The 20,722-nt window shown below is 62.0% G+C and carries 18 protein-coding genes; 10 read left to right on the forward strand and 8 right to left on the reverse strand.

What is annotated here, in order from left to right:
• The first annotated feature begins 84 nt into the window (after window positions 1-84).
• The 4 genes from ACMCNM_RS22390 (at window position 85) to ACMCNM_RS22405 (ending at window position 4,713) form a co-directional block, all read left to right on the forward strand.
• On the forward strand, window positions 85-1,359 hold the full coding sequence (locus ACMCNM_RS22390) for a glycerate kinase (protein ID WP_099428673.1): 1,275 nt from the start codon (window positions 85-87) through the stop codon (window positions 1,357-1,359).
• The gene (gene pyk, locus ACMCNM_RS22395; RefSeq protein WP_186704044.1) at window positions 1,356-2,771 is read left to right on the forward strand and encodes a pyruvate kinase; all 1,416 of its coding nucleotides are present in this window, start codon (window positions 1,356-1,358) and stop codon (window positions 2,769-2,771) included. The genes ACMCNM_RS22390 and pyk overlap by 4 nt, the downstream gene beginning before the upstream one ends.
• Before the next feature lie 188 nt (window positions 2,772-2,959).
• A complete protein-coding gene (locus tag ACMCNM_RS22400; RefSeq protein ID WP_412765444.1) occupies window positions 2,960-3,835 on the forward strand; it encodes an urea transporter in 876 nt (291 codons plus the stop codon).
• Between the two features lie 56 nt (window positions 3,836-3,891).
• Window positions 3,892-4,713 carry an ion transporter gene (locus tag ACMCNM_RS22405; RefSeq protein WP_412765445.1) on the forward strand — a complete coding sequence of 274 codons (822 nt, stop codon included), beginning with the start codon at window positions 3,892-3,894 and terminating at the stop codon, window positions 4,711-4,713.
• A gap of 57 nt (window positions 4,714-4,770) precedes the next feature.
• On the opposite strand, the gene ACMCNM_RS22410 is transcribed toward ACMCNM_RS22405, so the two are convergent.
• On the reverse strand, window positions 4,771-5,814 hold the full coding sequence (locus ACMCNM_RS22410; protein ID WP_412765446.1) for an RHS repeat-associated core domain-containing protein: 1,044 nt from the start codon (window positions 5,812-5,814) through the stop codon (window positions 4,771-4,773).
• Window positions 5,815-6,031: 217 nt separating this feature from the next.
• On the opposite strand from ACMCNM_RS22410, the gene ACMCNM_RS22415 reads away from it, so the two are divergent.
• The 3 genes from ACMCNM_RS22415 to ACMCNM_RS22425 all read left to right on the forward strand — a co-directional run bounded on the left by ACMCNM_RS22415 (window position 6,032) and on the right by ACMCNM_RS22425 (window position 10,454).
• Window positions 6,032-7,030, forward strand: a complete 999-nt coding sequence (locus ACMCNM_RS22415; protein ID WP_085272522.1) for a sulfate ABC transporter substrate-binding protein — start codon at window positions 6,032-6,034, stop codon at window positions 7,028-7,030.
• 103 nt (window positions 7,031-7,133) lie between these two features.
• Window positions 7,134-8,336, forward strand: coding sequence for an alginate lyase family protein (locus ACMCNM_RS22420; protein ID WP_412765447.1), 1,203 nt, complete (start codon window positions 7,134-7,136; stop codon window positions 8,334-8,336).
• Between the two features lie 93 nt (window positions 8,337-8,429).
• A complete protein-coding gene (locus ACMCNM_RS22425) occupies window positions 8,430-10,454 on the forward strand; it encodes a mechanosensitive ion channel family protein (RefSeq protein WP_412765448.1) in 2,025 nt (674 codons plus the stop codon).
• Between the two features lie 8 nt (window positions 10,455-10,462).
• Here ACMCNM_RS22425 and ACMCNM_RS22430 read toward each other — a convergent pair whose 3' ends face one another.
• Both ACMCNM_RS22430 and ACMCNM_RS22435 read right to left on the reverse strand, forming a co-directional pair.
• Window positions 10,463-11,389: a class I SAM-dependent methyltransferase gene (locus ACMCNM_RS22430; RefSeq protein WP_412765449.1), complete on the reverse strand. Its 927-nt coding sequence runs from the start codon at window positions 11,387-11,389 to the stop codon at window positions 10,463-10,465.
• A gap of 146 nt (window positions 11,390-11,535) precedes the next feature.
• Window positions 11,536-12,432 (reverse strand): DMT family transporter, encoded by an 897-nt coding sequence (locus ACMCNM_RS22435; protein ID WP_186704037.1) that lies wholly within the window; start codon window positions 12,430-12,432, stop codon window positions 11,536-11,538.
• Between the two features lie 133 nt (window positions 12,433-12,565).
• On the opposite strand from ACMCNM_RS22435, the gene ACMCNM_RS22440 reads away from it, so the two are divergent.
• From ACMCNM_RS22440 to ACMCNM_RS22450, 3 genes are all read left to right on the forward strand, one after another.
• Entirely contained in the window at window positions 12,566-13,003 is a 438-nt protein-coding gene (locus ACMCNM_RS22440; protein ID WP_027592981.1) for an Lrp/AsnC family transcriptional regulator, read from the forward strand.
• Between the two features lie 471 nt (window positions 13,004-13,474).
• On the forward strand, window positions 13,475-15,007 hold the full coding sequence (locus tag ACMCNM_RS22445) for an NCS1 family nucleobase:cation symporter-1 (RefSeq protein WP_085272517.1): 1,533 nt from the start codon (window positions 13,475-13,477) through the stop codon (window positions 15,005-15,007).
• Window positions 15,008-15,023: 16 nt separating this feature from the next.
• Window positions 15,024-15,752, forward strand: coding sequence for an aspartate/glutamate racemase family protein (locus tag ACMCNM_RS22450; RefSeq protein WP_027592983.1), 729 nt, complete (start codon window positions 15,024-15,026; stop codon window positions 15,750-15,752).
• Between the two features lie 214 nt (window positions 15,753-15,966).
• Here ACMCNM_RS22450 and ACMCNM_RS22455 read toward each other — a convergent pair whose 3' ends face one another.
• The 5 genes from ACMCNM_RS22455 to ACMCNM_RS22475 all read right to left on the reverse strand — a co-directional run bounded on the left by ACMCNM_RS22455 (window position 15,967) and on the right by ACMCNM_RS22475 (window position 20,694).
• On the reverse strand, window positions 15,967-17,160 hold the full coding sequence (locus ACMCNM_RS22455; RefSeq protein WP_412765450.1) for a D-amino acid dehydrogenase: 1,194 nt from the start codon (window positions 17,158-17,160) through the stop codon (window positions 15,967-15,969).
• A 45-nt stretch (window positions 17,161-17,205) separates the two neighbouring features.
• Window positions 17,206-17,868, reverse strand: a complete 663-nt coding sequence (locus tag ACMCNM_RS22460; RefSeq protein WP_186682630.1) for a histidine phosphatase family protein — start codon at window positions 17,866-17,868, stop codon at window positions 17,206-17,208.
• 324 nt (window positions 17,869-18,192) lie between these two features.
• Window positions 18,193-18,531, reverse strand: a complete 339-nt coding sequence (locus tag ACMCNM_RS22465) for an FKBP-type peptidyl-prolyl cis-trans isomerase (RefSeq protein WP_412765451.1) — start codon at window positions 18,529-18,531, stop codon at window positions 18,193-18,195.
• A gap of 41 nt (window positions 18,532-18,572) precedes the next feature.
• Window positions 18,573-19,514 (reverse strand): DMT family transporter, encoded by a 942-nt coding sequence (locus ACMCNM_RS22470; protein WP_412765452.1) that lies wholly within the window; start codon window positions 19,512-19,514, stop codon window positions 18,573-18,575.
• A 391-nt stretch (window positions 19,515-19,905) separates the two neighbouring features.
• Window positions 19,906-20,694: a PhzF family phenazine biosynthesis protein gene (locus tag ACMCNM_RS22475; RefSeq protein ID WP_412765453.1), complete on the reverse strand. Its 789-nt coding sequence runs from the start codon at window positions 20,692-20,694 to the stop codon at window positions 19,906-19,908.
• Window positions 20,695-20,722: the final 28 nt, after the last annotated feature.

The following is a 20,722-nucleotide window of genomic DNA, read 5'->3' on the forward strand; positions in this document are numbered from 1 at the left end:
CACCCGCCCCTGGTTCGGCCTGCACGGAGGCAGTTCCAGGGGCGTTTTCGATTCTGCAGAACAACAATAATTTGGGAGCCTGCCATGTCGGTCGATCCGCAAAAAATTCTTCGCGAGCTGTTCGACACAGCCATCGCCGCCGCCCACCCGCGCCAAGTCCTCGAACCCTACCTGCCCGCCGACCGTAGCGGCCGGGTCATCGTCATCGGCGCCGGCAAGGCCGCAGCCGCCATGGCCGAAGTGGTCGAGAAAAGCTGGCAGGGCGAAGTGTCCGGCCTCGTCGTCACCCGTTACGGCCACGGCGCCAACTGCCAGAAAATCGAGGTGGTCGAAGCCGCTCACCCGGTCCCTGATGCTGCCGGCTTGGCCGTGGCCAAGCGCGTGCTGGAGCTGGTCAGCAACCTGAACGAAGACGACCGTGTCATCTTCCTGCTCTCTGGCGGTGGTTCGGCACTGCTGGCACTGCCCGCCGAGGGCCTGACCCTGGCCGACAAGCAACACATCAACAAGGCGCTGCTCAAGTCCGGCGCCACCATCGGCGAGATGAACTGCGTGCGCAAGCACCTCTCGGCGATCAAGGGTGGCCGCCTGGCCAAGGCCTGCTGGCCAGCCACGGTCTACACCTATGCCATTTCCGATGTACCGGGCGACCTGGCCACGGTCATCGCCTCCGGCCCCACCGTCGCCGACCCAAGCACCAGCGCCGACGCCTTGGCCATCCTCAAGCGGTACAACATCGAAGCGCCCAAGGCCGTCATCGACTGGCTCAACAACCCAGCCTCGGAAACCGTCAAGGCCGATGACCCGGCTCTGGCCCGCAGCCATTTCCAACTGATCGCCAAGCCCCAGCAGTCGCTGGAAGCCGCCGCCGTCAAAGCGCGCCAGGCTGGCTTCAGCCCGCTGATTCTGGGCGACCTGGAAGGCGAGTCGCGTGAAGTGGCGAAGGTCCATGCTGGCATTGCCCGGCAGATCGTTCTGCACGGCCAGCCGCTCAAGGCACCTTGCGTGATCCTGTCGGGTGGCGAAACCACCGTCACCGTACGCGGCAACGGCCGCGGCGGGCGCAATGCCGAGTTCCTGCTCAGCCTCACCGAAAACCTCAAGGGCCTGCCGGGCGTGTACGCGCTGGCCGGCGACACCGACGGCATCGATGGCTCCGAAGAAAACGCTGGCGCCTTCATGACCCCTTGCAGTTATGCCCGCGCCGAAGCCTTGGGCCTGTCGGCCAGTGACGAGCTGGACAACAACAACGGCTACGGCTACTTCGCCGCGCTCGATGCGTTGATCGTCACCGAGCCGACACGCACCAACGTCAACGACTTCCGCGCCATTCTGATCCTCGAGACTCCGCAATCATGACGCCTGATAAAAAAGTCAAAATCCTCGCCACCCTCGGCCCTGCGATCAACGGCATCGACGACATCCGCCAACTGGTCGAAGCCGGGGTGAACATCTTCCGCCTCAACTTCAGCCACGGCGAGCACGCCGACCATGCCCTGCGCTACCAGTGGATCCGCGAAGTCGAGCAGCAATTGAACTACCCGCTGGGCATCCTCATGGACCTGCAAGGGCCAAAGCTGCGTGTGGGCCGTTTTGCTGAAGGCAAGGTGCAACTGCAACGTGGCCAGGCACTGCGCCTGGACTTGGACAAGGCACCGGGCGATAGCCGCCGGGTCAACCTGCCGCACCCAGAGATCATCGCTGCGCTGGAACCCGGCATGGACCTGCTGCTCGATGACGGCAAGTTGCGCCTGCGCGTGACCGCCAAGCACGACGACGCCATCGACACGACCGTGCTGAACGGCGGTGAGTTGTCCGACCGCAAGGGCGTCAACGTGCCGCAAGCGGTGCTCGACCTCTCCCCGCTCACCGAGAAGGACCGCCGCGACCTGGCCTTCGGCCTGGAGCTGGGCGTGGACTGGGTGGCCCTGTCGTTCGTGCAGCGCCCTGAAGACATCGTCGAGGCGCGCCAGCTGATTGGCGACCGTGCTTACCTGATGGCCAAGATCGAGAAGCCCTCGGCGGTCGAACAGCTGCAGGCAATCGCCGAACTGGCAGACGCGATCATGGTGGCCCGCGGTGACCTGGGCGTGGAAGTACCCGCCGAAAGCGTGCCGCAGATCCAGAAGCGCATCATCGGCACCTGCCGCCAGCTGGGTAAACCGGTGGTGGTGGCCACGCAGATGCTCGAATCCATGCGCTTCTCGCCAGCGCCCACCCGCGCCGAAGTCACCGACGTGGCCAACGCTGTGGCCGAGGGTGCTGATGCGGTGATGCTGTCGGCCGAGACTGCGTCGGGTGACTACCCGTTGGAAGCCGTGCAGATGATGAGCAAGATCATCCGCCAAGTGGAAAACGGCCCCGACTACCAGGCCCAGCTCGACGTTGGCCGGCCCAAAGCCGAAGCCACCGTATCGGACGCCATCAGCTGCGCGATCCGCCGTATCAGCGGCATTCTGCCGGTGGCGGTGCTGGTCAACTACAGCGAGTCGGGCGCCTCGACGCTGCGTGCCGCCCGCGAGCGACCACGGGCGCCGATCCTCAACCTGACGCCGAACCTGAACACAGCGCGCCGCCTGAGCGTGGCCTGGGGTGTGCATTCGGTGGTCAACGACCGCCTGCGTCAGGTTGACGAAATCTGCTCGACCGCCCTGGAAATTGCCCAGGCGCAAGGCATGGCCAGCCGCGGGGATACGCTGTTGATCACCGCCGGTGTGCCTTTCGGCAAGCCGGGTTCGACTAATACGCTGCGGATCGAGACCTTGGTCTGAAACCGCTGGGGGCGCTTTGCGCCCCTTTCGCCGGCAAGCCGGCTCCCACAGGCCGTACGCGGTCCCTGTAGGAGCTGGCTTGCCTGCGATGGAGGGCAAAGCCCTCCCCTTGCTCAGCGTCATAAACCCTGCGGAAAACCGAGGCCCAAAGAGGCCCACCGCTTTTCAATCAACCTCACTGACTGCCCATGTACACCAAAAATTTCGTCAACCCGTGCCCCGACTGGGCCACGGCGCTGCTCAACGGCTTCAGCCAGGTGCTGCTGCTGCGCAACCCCTTGTGCGGCCTGTGCTGCCTGCTGGCCATCCTGCTGACCGCCCCCAACCTGGTCGGCGGCGCCCTGCTCGGCGCCCTTGCAGGCCTGCTCACCGCCCAGCGCCGCGGCTACGACCGCGCCGACCGCCAGGCCGGGTTGTACTGTTACAACGGCGTACTGATCGGCATCCTGATCAGTGCGGTACTGCCGTGGTCAGCGATCATGCCGCCGCTGATCCTCGCAGCCGGTGGGCTGTCGAGCATCATCACCCACCAATGGCGCAAGCGCGGTGGCAAGTTGCTGATCGCCTATACGGCACCGTTTGTGTTGCTGGGCTGGGGCACCCTGATGCTGGCCGCCCCCTCTACCGTACCCTATGTCGAAGCCGACCCGCTTTATGCGCTGCTGCGTGGTGTGGGCCAGGTGTTCTTGCTCGACAAGCCAATGGCTGGCCTACTGATCGTAATCGGGATGTACCTTGCCAACCCCTACGCAGCAACCTGGGCAGTGATTGGCTCTGCCATCGGCGCAGGCGTGGCTCTTCTGGCCGATCAAACGCAGGCTGCATGGATGGGCCTGTACGGTTTCAACGCTGCATTGGCGGCCCTGGCGTTCAGCAGGCAGCGGGAGCGTCCCTGGGTGACGCTGCTGGCAATTGCGCTAGCCCTGCTGCTGCAAACCCTGTTCAATTTGCTGCCAGTTGCCGGGCTCACTGCCCCCTTTGTCACTGCCTGCTGGCTGATGCATCTGGGCAATTACCTGGCTCAACTCAACCAACGGCGCAACGCAACTCGCTTGCACGGCTGAAATGCAGCCCCTAGGCTCACCCCATCGCACTCTCTATCGCCTTGTGGAACGAGCCAATGAACAACCCTGCGAGCCTGCGTGAGCGGCTCTACGTCATCGTCTTCCAGACCGACACCGTGGCTGGAAGACGCTTCGACAAGACCCTGTTACTGATCATCCTCGCCAGCCTGGTCACGGTGATCCTCGACAGCATCGACGAAATACACCAAGGCTACGCCGGCCTGCTCGCTGCCATCGAATGGGGCTTCACCGCGATCTTCCTGGCCGAATACCTCACGCGCCTGTACTGCTCGCCCAAGCCCCTGCGCTACGCCTTCAGCTTCTACGGCCTGGTCGACCTGCTGGCGATCGTCCCCGGGGTCATCGCCCTCTATTACAGCGACGCGCAATACCTGCTGATCATCCGGGTCATCCGCATGCTACGGATCTTCCGCGTGCTCAAGCTTGGCCAGTACCTCAAGCAGGCCAACTACCTGATGGCCGCGCTGCGGGGCAGCAAGCAGAAGATCATCGTGTTCCTGGTCACTGTCTCGACCCTGGTGACCGTGTTCGGCACCTTGATGTACGTGATCGAAGGGCCGGAGCACGGCTTTACCAGCATTCCCAAAGGCATCTATTGGGCCATTGTCACCCTGACCACGGTGGGCTTTGGCGATATCGTGCCGAAGACGCCGCTGGGGCAGGTGCTGTCGTCACTGGTGATGATCACCGGTTATTCGATCATTGCGGTGCCGACCGGGATCTTCACGGCAGAGTTGGCCAATGCGATGCGGGGGGAACAGCTGCAGCATGATTGCCCGACATGCAGTAAGAGATCCCACGAACACAGCGCCGCCTTCTGTTCGCGGTGTGGCAATGCGTTGTTTCCAAAGCAATGAGCTCTAGGTGACGAAGGGCGGCAAGTCACTTCGCTCAAGCGGCCATGACCATTGAGTTCACTTTTTTCGCCGTAATTTGTCTCGGAGGCGCACTAGAAAACTCATCTGCGGCTCACGCGACGAGCCAGAGGCGGGTACCTGCGGATGAATCGGCGCTTGCGACGAGCCAGAGGCGGGTAGCTGCGGATGAATCGGCGCTTGCGACGTTTCAACAGCTCCTCGTTCACTCAAGTAAATGTCGTGGGGTTGCACCACAAGACCATGTTCAGTCATAACTGCTTTGCGAGGATTGACCGTCTTGAGCTCAAAACCTTTCTCTAACATATCCCGTTGGTGAGTTTTCACGAGGGGCATCAGGTCGATATCGGAGGAGCCTTGATAACTGAAACGCTCATCAATGAATACTGTCCTATCCGCACTGACATACATTGTTCGATCGCTATAGTCGAAGTCAGTCAAGCGGATTTGCGCCTCACCATTAACCATCTTGACGCGAAAATCTGTCAGTTTTTTTGTGTCCGGGTTGAAGAGTGCGCCCGTGACTCGTCGATTTGGATCCCCCGTCAAGAACTCGGAAATACCTGGAAAGTTTTTCAGTATTACGCCGTAGTGACCGGAGGGATCGTGCTTATTGACAGGATCCCCCCCACAATAGCTGTATCCATTCAACCCACCAGCATGAAACGGGCTCAGCACATCCGATGACAGAAAGCGCATCAAGGCTGGGCTAAAAAATCGCCTCCCGCGCCCCAGTGGGTAACAGCCAGTCATTGGATCCAGGTACTCACCATTGAGTCCTGGAAGCGCTCCCTGCCCGAACGGTGCTCTGAAACCGTAAGAGGTATAAGAAAGATGTTTGTCGCCCTCCCTACCCTGTGTTCCCGTCACAGTCCCAGCGTGATTCGTGCGCAACAACATCGGGGGGGAGCACGTTACCAGCCGAGCGATGAGCAGTGCATTCCCACTCATCAATCGATGATGGTCACCGTCGATCAACACACTGCAAAGTCGATCTCCCTGACCAAAGAAACGTGATCGGTTACGCTCTTTCAACGGCTTCTGACTGGAGGACATAGCGACATGCTCATCTTGTAGTTTCACGCAGTTAAACTTACTTCGTGGAGGCCTTGCCACTGTCACATTTGACAGTTGACTCATGTCCTTGGCCCGTCATAAACGAAAACCTATTGAGCATTGGTCAGCTGCCCTAACTTCACAGCATAAACAAAGCGTTTTTTGTTCTTTATCCGTCTGTCAGTCACCCGCTATAGTCGACGGCTAATCGCCAACCTTTGAGTCAGAACAAGGAACGCTCCCAGTGAAAAAACTCTTCACCGCCTCGCTGCTCGCCGCAGGCCTGGCCCTCGGCAACCTCGCCCAAGCCGCCCCGACCCTGCTCAACGTCTCCTACGACGTGATGCGCGACTTCTACAAGGACTACAACCCGGCCTTCCAGAAACACTGGGAAGCCGAGCACAACGAGAAGGTCAATGTGCAGATGTCCTTCGGCGGCTCGAGCAAGCAAGCGCGCGCGGTGATCGACGGCCTGCCGGCCGATGTCATCACCATGAACATGGCCACCGACATCAACGCCCTGGTCGACAACGGCAAGCTGGTGCCAGACAACTGGGTCACCCGCCTGCCGAACAACAGCGCGCCGTTCACCTCGGCCACCGTGTTCATCGTGCGCAAAGGCAACCCCAAGGCACTGAAAGACTGGCCCGACCTGCTCAAGGATGGCGTGCAAGTGATCGTGCCCAACCCGAAAACCTCGGGTAACGGCCGTTACACCTACCTCTCGGCGTGGGGCTATGTGCTCAAGCAAGGCGGTGACGAGACCAAGGCCCGCGACTTCGTCGGCAAGCTGTTCAAACAGGCGCCCGTGCTGGATACCGGTGGCCGCGCCGCGACCACCACCTTCATGACCAACCAGATCGGCGACGTGCTGGTGACCTTCGAAAACGAAGCCGAAATGATCGCCCGCGAATTCGGCCGCGACCAGTTCGAAGTGGTCTACCCAAGTGTGTCCGCCGAAGCTGAGCCACCGGTAAGCGTGGTCGACAAGGTGGTGGCGAAAAAAGGTACCCAGGCCGTGGCCGAGGAATACCTGAAGTACCTGTGGTCGCCAGCGGCACAGGAAATCGCCGCCAACAACTACCTGCGCCCACGTGATCCGGCGGTGTTGGCCAAGTACACCGACCGTTTCCCGAAAGTCGACTTCCTGTCGGTGGAAAAAACCTTTGGTGACTGGCGTACCGTGCAAAAGACCCACTTCAACGACGGTGGTGTGTTCGACCAGATCTACAGCGGGCAGTAACTTACAAACACAGTCCTCGCCGTACGGCTACTGATAGTTCTAGCAGTAGCCGTACTTCAGAAACTTGGCAGCATGGGCCTCATGACTCAATGAGGCACTCACCATGCGTAAATTCCTTTTAATCTCCGCCCTCACCCTTGCAGGCCTCAGCACGGCCAATTCTGCAAACTCCCAAAGCCTTTCGCCGACTGTCGGTCTGCCACTGAACCACCCTGGCATCCTGGTTGACACCGCACTTTTGAATCTCGTCAAAGCCCGATTAGACACGCAGCCTTGGAAGGATGCCTTTGCGCAAGCCAAGGACAGTAAATGGGCCGCTGAGGACTACAAGGCCATCCCCTTCACCACGGTTGAATGCGGCTCGGGCTCCACTAATCCGCGCGTTGGCTGCTTTGAAGAAATGGATGACGCAGCGGCGACGTACACACAGGCGTTGCTGTGGTCGTATACCGGTAATCCTCAATATGCCGCGAACGTCAGAAGCATTCTGCTGGCGTGGGCAACGACGCTGACGGGCGGACATCAGGCAAGTAATGGTCCATTGCAAGCTGCCTGGACCGCCGCGCTCTTTACCCGAGGCCTTGAAATCGTCGATGAAGGCTACACCGGTTGGTTGCCGGATGAACGGGCGAAGGTTAAGAAAATGCTCACAGAGCAGCACCTCCCCAGTATCAAGCAGATGTTCATCTCTGGCTCGCTGTGCCATAACAAGAACTGGCATGCCACCGCGATTGAGGCAATGACCAATATCGGTATCGTCACGGATGACCGCGCATTATTCGACGAAGCCATCGGGCGTTGGCATCAACTCGTACCTGCTTATATTTATGACGAGCAAGACGATAACAGGCCGCCCAATGCGCCGTGGTGCAAACTCGATGACGATCGGATCGAGGCGCACTGGCACTTTCCCACTCACTACGTGAAGGGCCTTAGCCAAGAAACCTGCCGTGACCTCGCCCACACTTCGATGGGCTTGGCAGCCATCATCAACGTCGCAGAAACCGCCAGGCTGCAGGGCGTCGATTTGTATAGCGAAGAGCAGCAACGCATCGTCGCAGCGCTGGAACTGCATAGCGCGCAGATGAATGGCAACATCCCGCAGCCGCTCTGCAAGGCGCCTATCCGCGACAACATCAGCGGCACCTTCGAAATTGCCTACAACCATTACGCACTGCGCAAAGGGGTCAACCTGCCCGAGACGCAAACATTTCTGGCAAAAAAACGCCCCCAAGTGGGCGCGTTTCACCTGCGCTGGGAAACGCTCACCCATGGGCTGACGGGCTCGCTGCAAGGCAATCGCTGACCCCAGCACACGCACATCGAACTTTCGCACCGCTGAACGGCTCAGTTTCTGGAGTAACCCTGCCCCGCTCATCCCGGCCCAAGGAGTACTCCAGTGCTGCGCTACCTCACCACCCTGCTGCTCGGCTGCCTGCTGAGCACCCACCTACTGGCGGCCGACCCCGCCCCCACCGACGCACAACCTGCCGAACCGGAGCCGGTACTTCAGGGCGGCCTGCTCGGTGCCTTGGCCGACGGCCTGGACAGTGCCGCCCAGGAGCTTGACCTGGATGCCCACCTGGTTGACGCCTGGCGCCTGCGCACCGACCGTGCGGCACAGGAAATGGGACGCCTGGTCGATCGCCATTCGGCCAGTGACTCGCTCACCTTGGCAGGTAACTTCATCCTGCTGACATTCACTTGGGCCGCGGCCTTCGCAGTGCTCACCACCCTTGGCCGCTGGGGCGCCACGCGCAGCGCCCGCACGGCATGGCTGCGCGACCGCCCGCGCGCCAGCAGCCTGCTCGGCTACCTGCTGCCCTATACGCTTCCCGCCCTGGCCAGCTTGCCGCTGACCTTGTATGTCAGCCGCTTCCTTGACCCATCGATCGCCCGCGCCCTGGGCCTGAGCCTGGCGTACGCCACCAGCAGCGGCCTGTTCTCTACCTCGATCATCCTGTGCCTGGTCACCTTGTTCGATGCAGGCCACAAACGCTCGGCCGTGGCAGTGATCAAACGCCTGGCACCGCGTCCGCTGTTCCTGATCGGCTTCCTGGCCGCCTGGAGCGATGCGCTGACCAGCCCGCAGATCGCCCGCCAGTTAGGCGGCAACATCACCGCCAGCATCGCGGTACTCACCGGCCTCACCGCCACGGTCATCTTTGCCAGCCTGGTGATTCGCCTGCGCCGCCCGGTTGCCCACCTGATCCGCAACCGCGCCTTCAAGGACCGCCTGCAACACCGGGCGGTGCAGGAAACCCTGCGCATCTTCTCGGTGGTGTGGTATTTGCCGATCCTGCTGATGATCCTGGTCTCGGCCATTCACCTGATCGGCGCTGGAGAGGAAAGCCAGAAGGCGCTGCAAAAAGCCTTGCTGACCACGGTGCTGCTGGTGTCCACGGTGTTTCTCAGTACTTTGCTGCAACACCTGTTGGCGCCCCGCGAAGCCGATGCTGGGCAACGGGTACGGCCTTACAAGGAACTGCTGCGCAGCCTGGCCCACGCGCTGCTGCGCATTGCCATGGCGGTGGCCTTCATCGAACTGCTCGGGCGTATCTGGGGCGTCTCGGTCATCGGCTTCGCCCTGAGCAACCGCCTGGGCCAGGCCATCAGCAATTCGCTGTCGAGCATCGGCCTGATCCTGCTGGTCACCTGGCTGCTCTGGGTGGTGCTCGACACCGCCATCCAGGAAGCACTCAAACCAGCGCCCGGGCGCCGTACCGCGCGCCAGCCGAGCACGCGGGTGCGGACCATCCTGCCCATGCTGCGCAATGCCATCAAAGTGGTGCTGATCGTCATCTGCACCATCACCACCATGGCCAACCTGGGCATCAACGTCGCGCCGCTGCTGGCCGGTGCCGGGGTGATCGGCCTGGCCATCGGCTTTGGCTCGCAGCAACTGGTGCAGGACGTGATCACCGGGCTGTTCATCCTGATCGAAGACACTATCTCGATCGGCGACTGGGTGGTGCTCGACTCCGGCCATGCCGGCACTGTCGAAAGCCTGACCATCCGTACCCTGCGCCTGCGCGACGGCAAGGGGTTTGTGCACTCGGTGCCGTTTGGCCAGATCAAGGCGGTCACCAACCAGTCGCGGCAGTTCGCCTATGCATTTTTCTCGGTGCAATTCACCTACGACAGCGATGTGGACCAGTCGCTGGCGCTGATCCATGAGGTGGGGCAGTCGATCAGCGACGACCCGCTGCTGCGCATCAACCTGCAGGGGCCGTTGCAGGTATTCGGGGTCGACCGCATGGACTTGAACGGGTTTGTGCTGACGGCGCAGTTCCGCACCATTTCCGGTGGGCAGTATGCGGTGAGCCGCGCGTTCAACGAGCGGCTGAAGAAGCGGGTGGACCAGACGGAGCAGGTGAGCTTTGCCCAGGTGTATCCGCTGCCTATGCGTGGAGTTTCAGCGTGATGCAAGCCTCAAACCTGCCGGAATACCAAGGCTTTAAGGCCCCCAGCCGGATCCGCATCAGGAAACTCCGGCGGGTTCTCCAGCCGCTCGACAAAAGCCAACGCCGGCGCCTGCTCGGCCATGCCTTCGATCAAAAACTCTGGCCCGATCCCCGGGTCGTTCACACAGGCCAGCACGGTCCCGCCCTCATTCAGCAGCTCCGGCAACCGCCGCAGAATCTTCGCGTAATCCTGGGTCAGCACAAAGCTGCCCTTCTGGAAGGTGGGCGGGTCGATGATGATCAAGTCATAGGGCCCGTACTTGCGCACCTTGCCCCAGGACTTGAACAGCTCATGCCCCAAGTACGCCACCCGTGACGCATCGTGGCCATTGAGCCGGTGGTTGTCTCGCCCACGGGACAACGCCGACTTGGCCATGTCCAGGTTCACTACCTGCTCCGCCCCACCCGCAATAGCCGCTACCGAGAAACCGCAGGTATAGGCAAACAGGTTGAGCACCCGCTTGCCTGCTGCCTGTTCGCGTACCCAGCGTCGGCCATAGCGCATGTCCAGGAACAGGCCATTGTTCTGCCGTACGCCCAGGTCCAGCAGGTAAGTCAGGCCGTCCTCGACGACCTCCCGCTGCTGGCACGGCTCGCCCCACAGCCATTGGCCGGGGCTGTCCGGCAGGTAGCGATGCTGGATGAGGATGGCCTGGCCATGCCATTGCGGGCGCTGGGCGAGGTTACGCAGCATGGCCTCCAACTCTTCCAATTGGCCTTCAGGCGGCTCACGGAACAGCGCCACCGACAGCACGCCTTGCAGCCAGTCCACCGTCACCTGCTCAAGGCCCGGCCAGCAGCGGCCACGGCCGTGGAACAGGCGACGGGTTTCCTGTGGGGCGGGGTCGAGGGCGGCGAGCAGGTGTTGCTCAAGGGTCTGGATCGGCGAGGTCATGGCGGGTCGCAAGCTGGAAAAAGCGGCATTCTACCCTTGCGGGCCTCTTCGCGGGTAAACCCGCTCCCACCCGTACTGCACCGCTTCGAAGGACAGCACGATACCTGTGGGAGCGGGTTACCCGCGAAGAGGCCCGCAAGGTCACCTCAATGTTTGGCTGCAACCCGCGCAGAACTAAACCACCATCCCTGCTGCATCCCCGCCGCTGCCAGCAGAATCAGTGCCACGCCCAGCCATTGCAACGGTGCCAGCCGGTGCCCAAAGGCCACCCAGTCGACAAGAATTGCCGCAATCGGGTAAACGAACGACAGCGCGCCAGTCAGTGCGGTAGGCAAGCGCTGAATAGCGCTGTACAGCAACACATACATCACCCCGGTATGAACGATGCCGAGGGTCACCAGGCTGGCCAGCGCCGAAGTCTCACCCGGCAACCCACCCAGCTTGACCCACGGCGCCAGCAGCAGCACGCCGGTGGCAACCTGGATCAATGCAATCAGGTGCGGTGGCGTACCTTTAAGGCGCTTGATGATCAACGCAGCGATTGCATACAAAAACGCCGCGCCCAGCGCCAGGCCAATACCCAGCAGGTAATCCTCGCCACTGCCCTGCCCCGCACCGTGGGCGCTGACGATAGCCAGCATGCCCAGGAAGGCAACGCTCAACCAGGTGACCTTGGGCAAGGTGATCTTTTCGCCCAGAAACACAGCCGCCAGGCCCACCAGCATGAACGGTTGGACGTTGTAAACGGCGGTGCCGATGGCGATCGAAGCGCGTGAATAAGAGGCGAACAGCAACACCCAGTTGCCGACGATGGCCACACCGCTAGCAATCGCCAGCAGAAACGCCGTGCGGCCGATCACACCCGGTTTGAGAAAGCCCAAGGCCGCGCAGATCACCAGCAACGTGCCCGTACCGAACACGCACCGCCAGAACACCACGTCGAGTACTGGCTGGCCCGACACCAGCACGAACCAGCCGATAGTCCCGGAAATCAGCATGGCAGCGACCATTTCCAGCGAGCCACGGCGCAATGAACTGTCCATCTCACACCTCCGTTGATAATGACAACAGTATGCAAAGGGTGACGGGGGACCTTCCAGCGGATATCAAAGGCGCATCCGCCAGCTTGCCTTTACTATCAAGGCAAATCACCCGAATAGCCTGATGAGGTTACGCATGACCGATGCTATCGACCAACTGCTGATCAACGCGTTGATGGAAGACTCGCGGCGCTCACTCAAGGCCCTGGCGCAGATCAGTGGCTTGTCTGCCCCCAGCGTCAGCGAGCGCTTGCGCCGCCTGGAAGAACGCGGCGTCTTGCGCGGTTACACCGTGGATGTCGACCCACGCAGTTTTGGTTACCAGTTGCAGGCGATCGTGCGTATCCGCCCGCTGCCGGGGCAGTTGCAGGAAGTGGAGCGGCAGATCATTGCGATCCCTGAGTTCACCGAATGCGACAAGGTGACCGGCGAGGACTGCTTCATTGCGCGTTTGCATGTGCGCTCGATGGAACAGCTCGACACCCTGCTCGACCGGATCAACGTGCTGGCCGAAACCAACACCGCGATCATCAAGAAGAGCCCGGTGAAGCGACGCCTGCCGCCGATGGGCTGAACCTGCCTCGAAGTGGTCGGCACAGGCAAAAGCTGACTATTTTTTGTACACATAAATGTCACTATAGGTGCCATTTTTGTGTGCACTTTTCTCAACCGTGCCCCAATACGTTACACCCTCCGCGCTACTTATTTTGACCAATTGATCAACTAATATAACGATCAAAAAATAAAAGCTGTTTAATTGGTCAAATTTTATTTCCTTAATTTCATTTAGTTAGCGTTAAACAAGACGATTTCAAAACAATGGCAACTTGAACGTCGCTTTTCGGCTGGCATGGAACTCGCTTTTGTGTGTTCGTGTTTTGTATACAAGTTAGGCAAAACATAAATACACAAGAACCCGCGACGCCGCCCTACCCGTCGGCCGCCGCGCCCAGAACCCAGTGATGCCGACGCTGCACCGACGAGATGGCGAGCCCGTGCGCATTGCCCGCTCATCGCAGTCCACGTGCATCAGGAGCCTGCCGGAATGCGTACAAGCCTCGACCTTGCCCCTGAACTTTCCGTCGCCAGCAGCAACCCCATCTCCACACTTGCCGGCCCTGCGCCAGCACTTGAACTGAGCCCACGCCTGCACAATCGCGACCTCGCCCCAACACGCGCCGAAGGTCGGCGCTGGGGCGGTTACAGCATCTTTGCGTTATGGACCAACGATGTGCACAACATCGCCAACTACTCGTTCGCCATGGGGCTGTTCGCCCTCGGGCTGGGCGGCTGGCAGATACTGGTGTCGCTGGCCATTGGTGCGGCGCTGGTGTACTTCTTCATGAACCTGTCCGGTTACATGGGGCAAAAGACCGGCGTACCGTTTCCGGTCATCAGCCGCATTGCCTTCGGTATCCATGGCGCGCAAATACCGGCGTTGATCCGCGCGGTCATTGCCATTGCCTGGTTCGGCATCCAAACCTACCTGGCCTCGGTCGTGCTGCGCGTGCTGCTGACCGCCGTATGGCCGCAACTGGCCGTCCACGACCAGGACAGCATCCTTGGCCTGTCGAGCCTGGGCTGGGTCTGCTTCGTGGCGATCTGGCTGGTGCAGTTGGTGATCCTCGCCTACGGCATGGAGATGGTACGCCGCTACGAGGCCTTCGCCGGCCCGGTGATCCTGCTCACCGTCGCCAGCCTGGCGGTGTTCATGTACTTCAAGGCCGACGCGCGTATCGCCTGGTCGGTGGCGGCGCCGCTGACCGGTTACGAGATGTGGCGCAACATCTTCGCGGGCGGTGCCCTGTGGTTGGCGATCTACGGCACCCTGGTGCTCAACTTCTGCGACTTCGCCCGCTCTTCGCCCTGCCGCAAGACCATCCGCGTCGGTAACTTCTGGGGCTTGCCGGTGAATATCCTGGTGTTCGCGATGATCACCGTGGTGCTGTGCGGCGCGCAGTTCCAGATCAACGGCCAGATCATCGACAGCCCGACGCAGATCGTCGCCAGCATCCCCAACACCCCCTTCCTGGTCCTGGGTTGCCTGGCCTTCCTGATCGTCACGGTGGCCGTGAATATCATGGCCAACTTCGTCGCCCCGGCTTTCGTGCTCAGCAACCTGGCGCCACGCCACCTGAACTTCCGTCGCGCGGGGCTGATCAGCGCCACCCTCGCCGTGCTGATCCTGCCCTGGAACCTGTACAACAGCCCGCTGGTGATCGTGTACTTCCTGTCGGGCCTGGGCGCCCTGCTCGGCCCGCTGTACGGGGTGATCATGGCCGACTACTGGTTGCTGCGCAAAGGCTGCATCAACGTGCCGCAGCTGTACAGCGAAGACCCGGCCGGCGCCTATCACTACACCAAGGGCATCAACCTGCGCGCCGTGGCCGCCTTTGTGCCGGCCGCACTGCTGGCCATCGTGCTCGCCCTGGTACCCAACTTCCATAGCGTGGCGCCGTTCTCCTGGCTGATCGGTGCCGGCATCGCCGCGGCCCTTTACCTGCTGATCGCCCCACGCAACCGCCACTACCTGGATGTCAGCGGTGAGTGCATCGCCGTTGACCACAGCAGCCACTGATCAGGGAGAACTGTCCATGCGTATTCTGATTGCCAACGTCAACACCACCGAAGCCATCACCGAGGCCATCGCCGAGCAGGCGCGCGCCGTTGCCGCGCCAGGTACCGAAATCATCGGCCTGACCCCGTGGTTTGGCGCCGAGTCGGTGGAAGGCAACTTTGAAAGCTACCTGGCGGCCATCGCGGTGATGGACCGGGTGCTGGCCTACGATGGGCCCTACGATGCAGTGATTCAGGCCGGCTACGGTGAGCACGGCCGCGAAGGCCTGCAAGAGCTGCTGAACGTCCCAGTGGTGGACATCACCGATGCCGCCGCCAGCACGGCCATGTACCTGGGCCACGCCTACTCGGTGGTGACCACCCTGGACCGCACCGTGCCCTTGATCGAAGACCGCTTGCGGCTTTCCGGCCTGTACGACCGCTGCGCGTCGGTGCGCGCCAGTGGCCTGGCCGTGCTCGAACTGGAGGCCGACCCGCAGCGTGCCGTGGAAGCCATCGTCGAGCAGGCCGAGCGCGCTGTGCGCGACGACAAGGCCGAGGTGATCTGCCTGGGTTGCGGAGGCATGGCGGGGCTGGATGAGCAGATCCGTCAACGCACCGGCGTGCCGGTGGTGGACGGTGTAAGTGCGGCGGTGACCATTGCCGAGTCGCTGGTGCGGATGGGGTTGAGTACGTCGAAGGTGCGGACCTACGCCACACCGAGGGTGAAGAAAGTGGTGGGCTGGCCGATGCGCTTCGGTCGGTAAGATTCAGGTGCTTTAAGTGGCCCTAACGCCGGCAAGCCGACTCCCACAGGATGACCACAGGCCGGAAGGTTCTGAGACACCTGTGGGAGCAACTGTCTTGTGGTGCTTGTTCCGGCCTCATCGCTGGCAAGCCAGCTCCCACAGGTGCGGCGCTAGACTTGAAGGCTACATAGTTCGGGTGGGAGCTGGCTTGCCAGCGATAGGGCCGGTCCAGTCAGCGCAACATTCTGGCCAACCGCTCCCCACTGCCACAGGCCAACGTAAAACCCAGTGCCCCATGCCCCAGGTTCAGCCACAGGTTCCGATACGCCGTCGCCCCAATGATCGGCACCCCGGTAGGCGTCGCTGGCCGCATCCCCGCCCATTCCACCGCCTGCCCGTAGTCGGCGGCGTTGGGCAGCGTATCCAGCGCCAGCCGGCGCATGCTGTCGAGTCGGCGCGCATCCACCGATTCATCGTAACCGACGATATCCACCATCGCCGCAACCCGCAGCTGGCGGTCCAGGCGCGCATAGACGATCTTGCGCTCGTAGTCGGTAACACTGACCTCCGGCGCCCGATGCTCAGGGGCAATCGGCGCAGTCAGGCTGTAGCCCTTCAGCGGATAGACCGGCAACGTCAAACCCGGTAGCGCCAACCCCGCACTGCGATGACCCGCACACAGCACCAGGCGCTGCACATCCACCTGCTCGCTGCCCAATTGCAACGCAACCACCCGATCGTGATGTGCGACCAGCTGAGTCACTGGCTTACCGAGCAAAAACTGGCACTGCCCGGATGCGCGCAAACGCTCGGCCAGGCGTACACAGAAGCGGTGACAGTCGGCGACTTCCTCATCAGGTGTGAGCACGCCCCCCACGAACGACGCCCCGGCCAAGGCCGGCTCCAGGGCTTTGAGCTCGGCGGCATCGAGCACGCGTTGGTTGATTGGATCGAGCAGGCGCCTGCGCCCTTGGTTGAACGCCCGCTCACTGCGAAAGGCGACCAGCTTGCCGTTACGCCGCCAGGCAAAATCCGTCAGCCCATCCTCCTCGCGCCAGCGCGCCAGGGCGGCTTGGCTTTCCAGCGCCAACGCCAGCAGTTGTGCGCCATTGCGAGCATTGACACGGCTGCGACAGGCCATCATGAACGCCAGTAACCAACGCCACTGCGCCGGGTCGAATCGCAACCGCAAACGCAGCGGCGAATCCCCCTGCAGCATCCAGCCCAGTGCCTGCCACGGCACACCAGCATCGGCCAATGGCGCCACATAGCGGTACGACAACTGCCCGCCATTGGCGAAACTGGTGGCAGACGCCAGGCTGTCACGCGCCTCGATCAGCGCTACCGACAGCCCTTCGCGCACCAGCGCATAGGCCGTCGCCAGGCCAATGACACCCCCTCCAATGACCGTCACCTCGTGCTTCATGCATGGCCCCTGTTTCGGCTTCCTTGCCCACACAGTAGCAGCGCATCAGCTCGGACAGCTATGGGCACCGTCATTGAGGCCCTGCCGCACATTGCGGCTGAGCAGGCTGGCCTTGCCGTCGTGCCAGGTCAGCGTGAGCACATACAGGGTGTCAAAATCGTCACCGTTCCAGTCCTCGGTGATCACCCGCTCCTCACCCAGCGCCTTGCCGGCCACGGTATTGATGAGTTCTGGCAGGTAGCCGTGGGACCAAGCGGTGTAGACCGTCGCGTTGCGGTATTTGTCGCTTAGCAACTCCTCGGCCAGCGCGTCGGTGTCGTTGGCACCGTAATCGATGTTCACCGGCAGCCCCTGGCGGATGGCGCTGGGGGTGATGGTCATCAATGGGCGGATATAGCTGTAGCTCTGGTCCTTGCTGCCTTCCTCGACATGCCGCGATGGGTTGGCAGCGAACACGTAGTCGGCATTGCCAAAACGTTCTGGCAGCAACGTGGCCAGGTCCAATGCCCGGTTGAGGCCTTGGCAGTTCAGTTGCCCGAGCCCCTCGCCCGGTTTCTCGGCGTGGCGCAGGAAGACCAGGGTCTGGGTGCCATCGACCGGCTGCGCACGGCTTTCGACAGCATCCAACGCCAGCGGTATGGCCACGGCCGTGAGCGCGAGGCTCAACAGCAAGTGGCGACGACGGCGGAGAAAGGTTGGCAACTTCATCAAGGCAGGCTCTTGTGGCAGAGAAAATCGGGTTGACCCGCCACGTTGCCCTGCGCCGCAGCCGCAGGGCGTCCTTGTAGTGAGTGCCATCCCTGGCAACGAGTGAGGGTCAGAGTGCCGTCAACCCGTTTGGTTCCTCCCTGAGCGTGATTACCGTTCCCTAGGCAAGGCCAACGTTAGAGGATGTGTGTTGCTGAATTATGTATACCCTGTATGTATGGCGTGAATGATCTGGCGCCTACGAGACCGAGCGCCGCGCGGGCGGCGCTCGATCTCGTAGGCACTAAACCTCAAGGCATACACCCGCAAAAACTCATCAATATCTCAATCATCCCGCGTCAGCACTTCCAGCAGCTCGATCTCAAACGTCAAATCCGAATTTGGCGGTATCGCCCCCACACTGCGCTCGCCATACCCCAGGTGCGCCGGCACCTGCAGTTTGCGTTTGCCGCCGACGCGCATGCCCATCAAGCCTTGGTCCCACCCTTTAATCACGCGCCCCGTGCCGATCACGCACTGGAAGGGCTTGCCGCGCGTCCAGGACGAATCGAACGTGCTGCCGTCGGCCAGCCAACCGGTGTACTGGGTGGTGATCAGGGCGCCTTTGACGGCGGCTTTACCGTCGCCTTCGACGAGGTCGATGATCTGCAGTTCGCTGCTCATGGGCATGCTCCAACGCTGAAAAAATCAAAGCCGCCCTTTTCTCAGGTAAGCACCGGTTTGGCAAGTTCTCGCGGCGTTCCGTGCTGGCGCATGGACCACAGCACGCCGCCAATCACCAGTATGATCGCTGCCACCTCTAGTACGCTCGGCCCGGTCTGCCGCCAAAGGAAAGCGTAAAGCAGGGCGAACAAGGTTTCGAAGACGATCAGCTGGCCGCTCAGGGTGAGTGGCAGGCGCTTGGAGGCGGCGTTCCACAGTGCCATGGCCAACCACGAACCCAGCACCGCGCAGCCCAGGCTGGCCGCCCAGAACAACCACCAGCGCGCCATCGGTGCGTCCACCTGCAACTGTTGCGGCTGCCACAGGGCCAGGGCTGCGACCATCACCAGGCTGGCCAGCCCGGTCATCACCCCACACAGCACCGACCACTGATGGCTGTCGAAATGCCCGCATTGTTTGAGGTAACGGCTGTTCTGTACCGCGTACCAAGTCCAGCAGGCCAGGGCGGCCAATGCGTAGAACAGGCCCAGGAGCTTGTCGCCGATGTCGCCGGGGGCGAAGGCGAACGTCTGCAGGTTGATGCACAGCATGCCCGCCAGGATCAGCGCCAATGGGCCGATCAGCCGCGCCAGCGGTACCGCGCCACTGTCGTTGCGACCGTACAGGGTGATGGTCAGCGGCAGTACGCCGACAATCAGTGAAGCCGGCGCCACGCCCAGACGCTGGATGGCGGCCACCAGGAAAACGAAATAGACCAGGTTGCCGATGACGGCCAGGCGTAGCAGCATCCACGCGTCGTGCAGGGTCAGCTGACGCAGCTGCCGGGCCATGGGCAGTGCCAGCAGCAGCGAGATGACCCCGACCATGGCATAGCGCACGCTGCTCAGCAGCATCGGGTTGAACTCAGGCAGCAGCTCAGGGACCATCAACACCATGCCCCACAACGCACCGGCCATGCCGGCGTACATCACACCGCGTCTCACGTCTGCGATCCTCGTTTGAATTGGGCGCAGGCTACTGGTTGTGCGGGGGGGAGGCAATGATTTGGGGGATGGGGGTGGGGTTGCGGGGGCATGTCTTGGGGTTTGCAGCGCCTAGGAGATCGAGCGCCGCCCGCGCGGCGCTTCGCAGCACAAGGCTGCTCCTACATTTGTTTCGGGCCAATTAGTCCTGGGGCATTGGCGCGCGGCCCCTTGGCGCACACCATGATATCGCGTCGGACCAACAAGGCGGTCGCGCGCCGCCCCCACAGGCGTGACTGGCCCGAAACAGATGTGGGAGCAGCCTTGTGCTGCGAAGCGCCGCGCGGGCGGCGCTCGATCTCACAGGCGCTGCAAACCCCAAGGCATGCACCTCAGCCACCAAAAACATCCCTCAGATAAACACCTGCCCCCGCAGATACAACGCCGCCCGCCCGCTGATAATCACCCGCCCATTGCCCAGCACCTCGCACAGCAGCTGCCCCTTGCGCACCCCACCCTGCTCGCAGCTCAGCACATTCTTGCCCAACCGTTCGGCCCACAACGGCGCCAGCGAAGTGTGCGCCGAGCCCGTTACCGGGTCCTCGTTCACGCCCACCCGCGGGCCGAACCACCGTGTGACAAAATCAAACCCGCGCCCCGCCGCAGTCACGGCGACCCCGCGCACTTCAAAGGCCGACAGGGCCACAAAATCGGGTTTCAACGGGTCCAGCAACGACGCGTCATCGATCAACACCACCAAGTCATCGCTGCGGTACACCGCTCGCGCACTGCTCAGGCCCAGCGCCTCCAACAGGCCCGCTGGGGCCTCCACCGCTTCCGGCTGCTTGGCCGGGAAATCCATCGCCAGCAGCCCGTCGGCGCCACGGCTGACGCGTAACTCGCCGCTGCGGGTATTGAACCGCAACACGGGCGCCTGCTCGCCCAACTGCTCGAACAACACATAGGCCGAGGCCAAGGTGGCATGGCCGCACAGGTCGACCTCGACCGTCGGGGTGAACCAACGCAGGTCGTATGCCTCACCGTTACGCACGAAATAGGCGGTTTCGGACAAGTTATTCTCTTCGGCGATGCGTTGCAGCACATCGTCCGGCAGCCAGCTGTCCAGCGGGATGACTGCTGCCGGGTTGCCACCGAATGGCTCAGCGGAAAACGCATCGACCTGGAAGATCTCGAGTTGCATGCACACACTCCTTGTTGGCCGGGACGCT

Origin of the sequence: Pseudomonas sp. NGC7 (assembly GCF_047159675.1) — a bacterium.
Taxonomy (GTDB): domain Bacteria; phylum Pseudomonadota; class Gammaproteobacteria; order Pseudomonadales; family Pseudomonadaceae; genus Aquipseudomonas; species Aquipseudomonas kermanshahensis.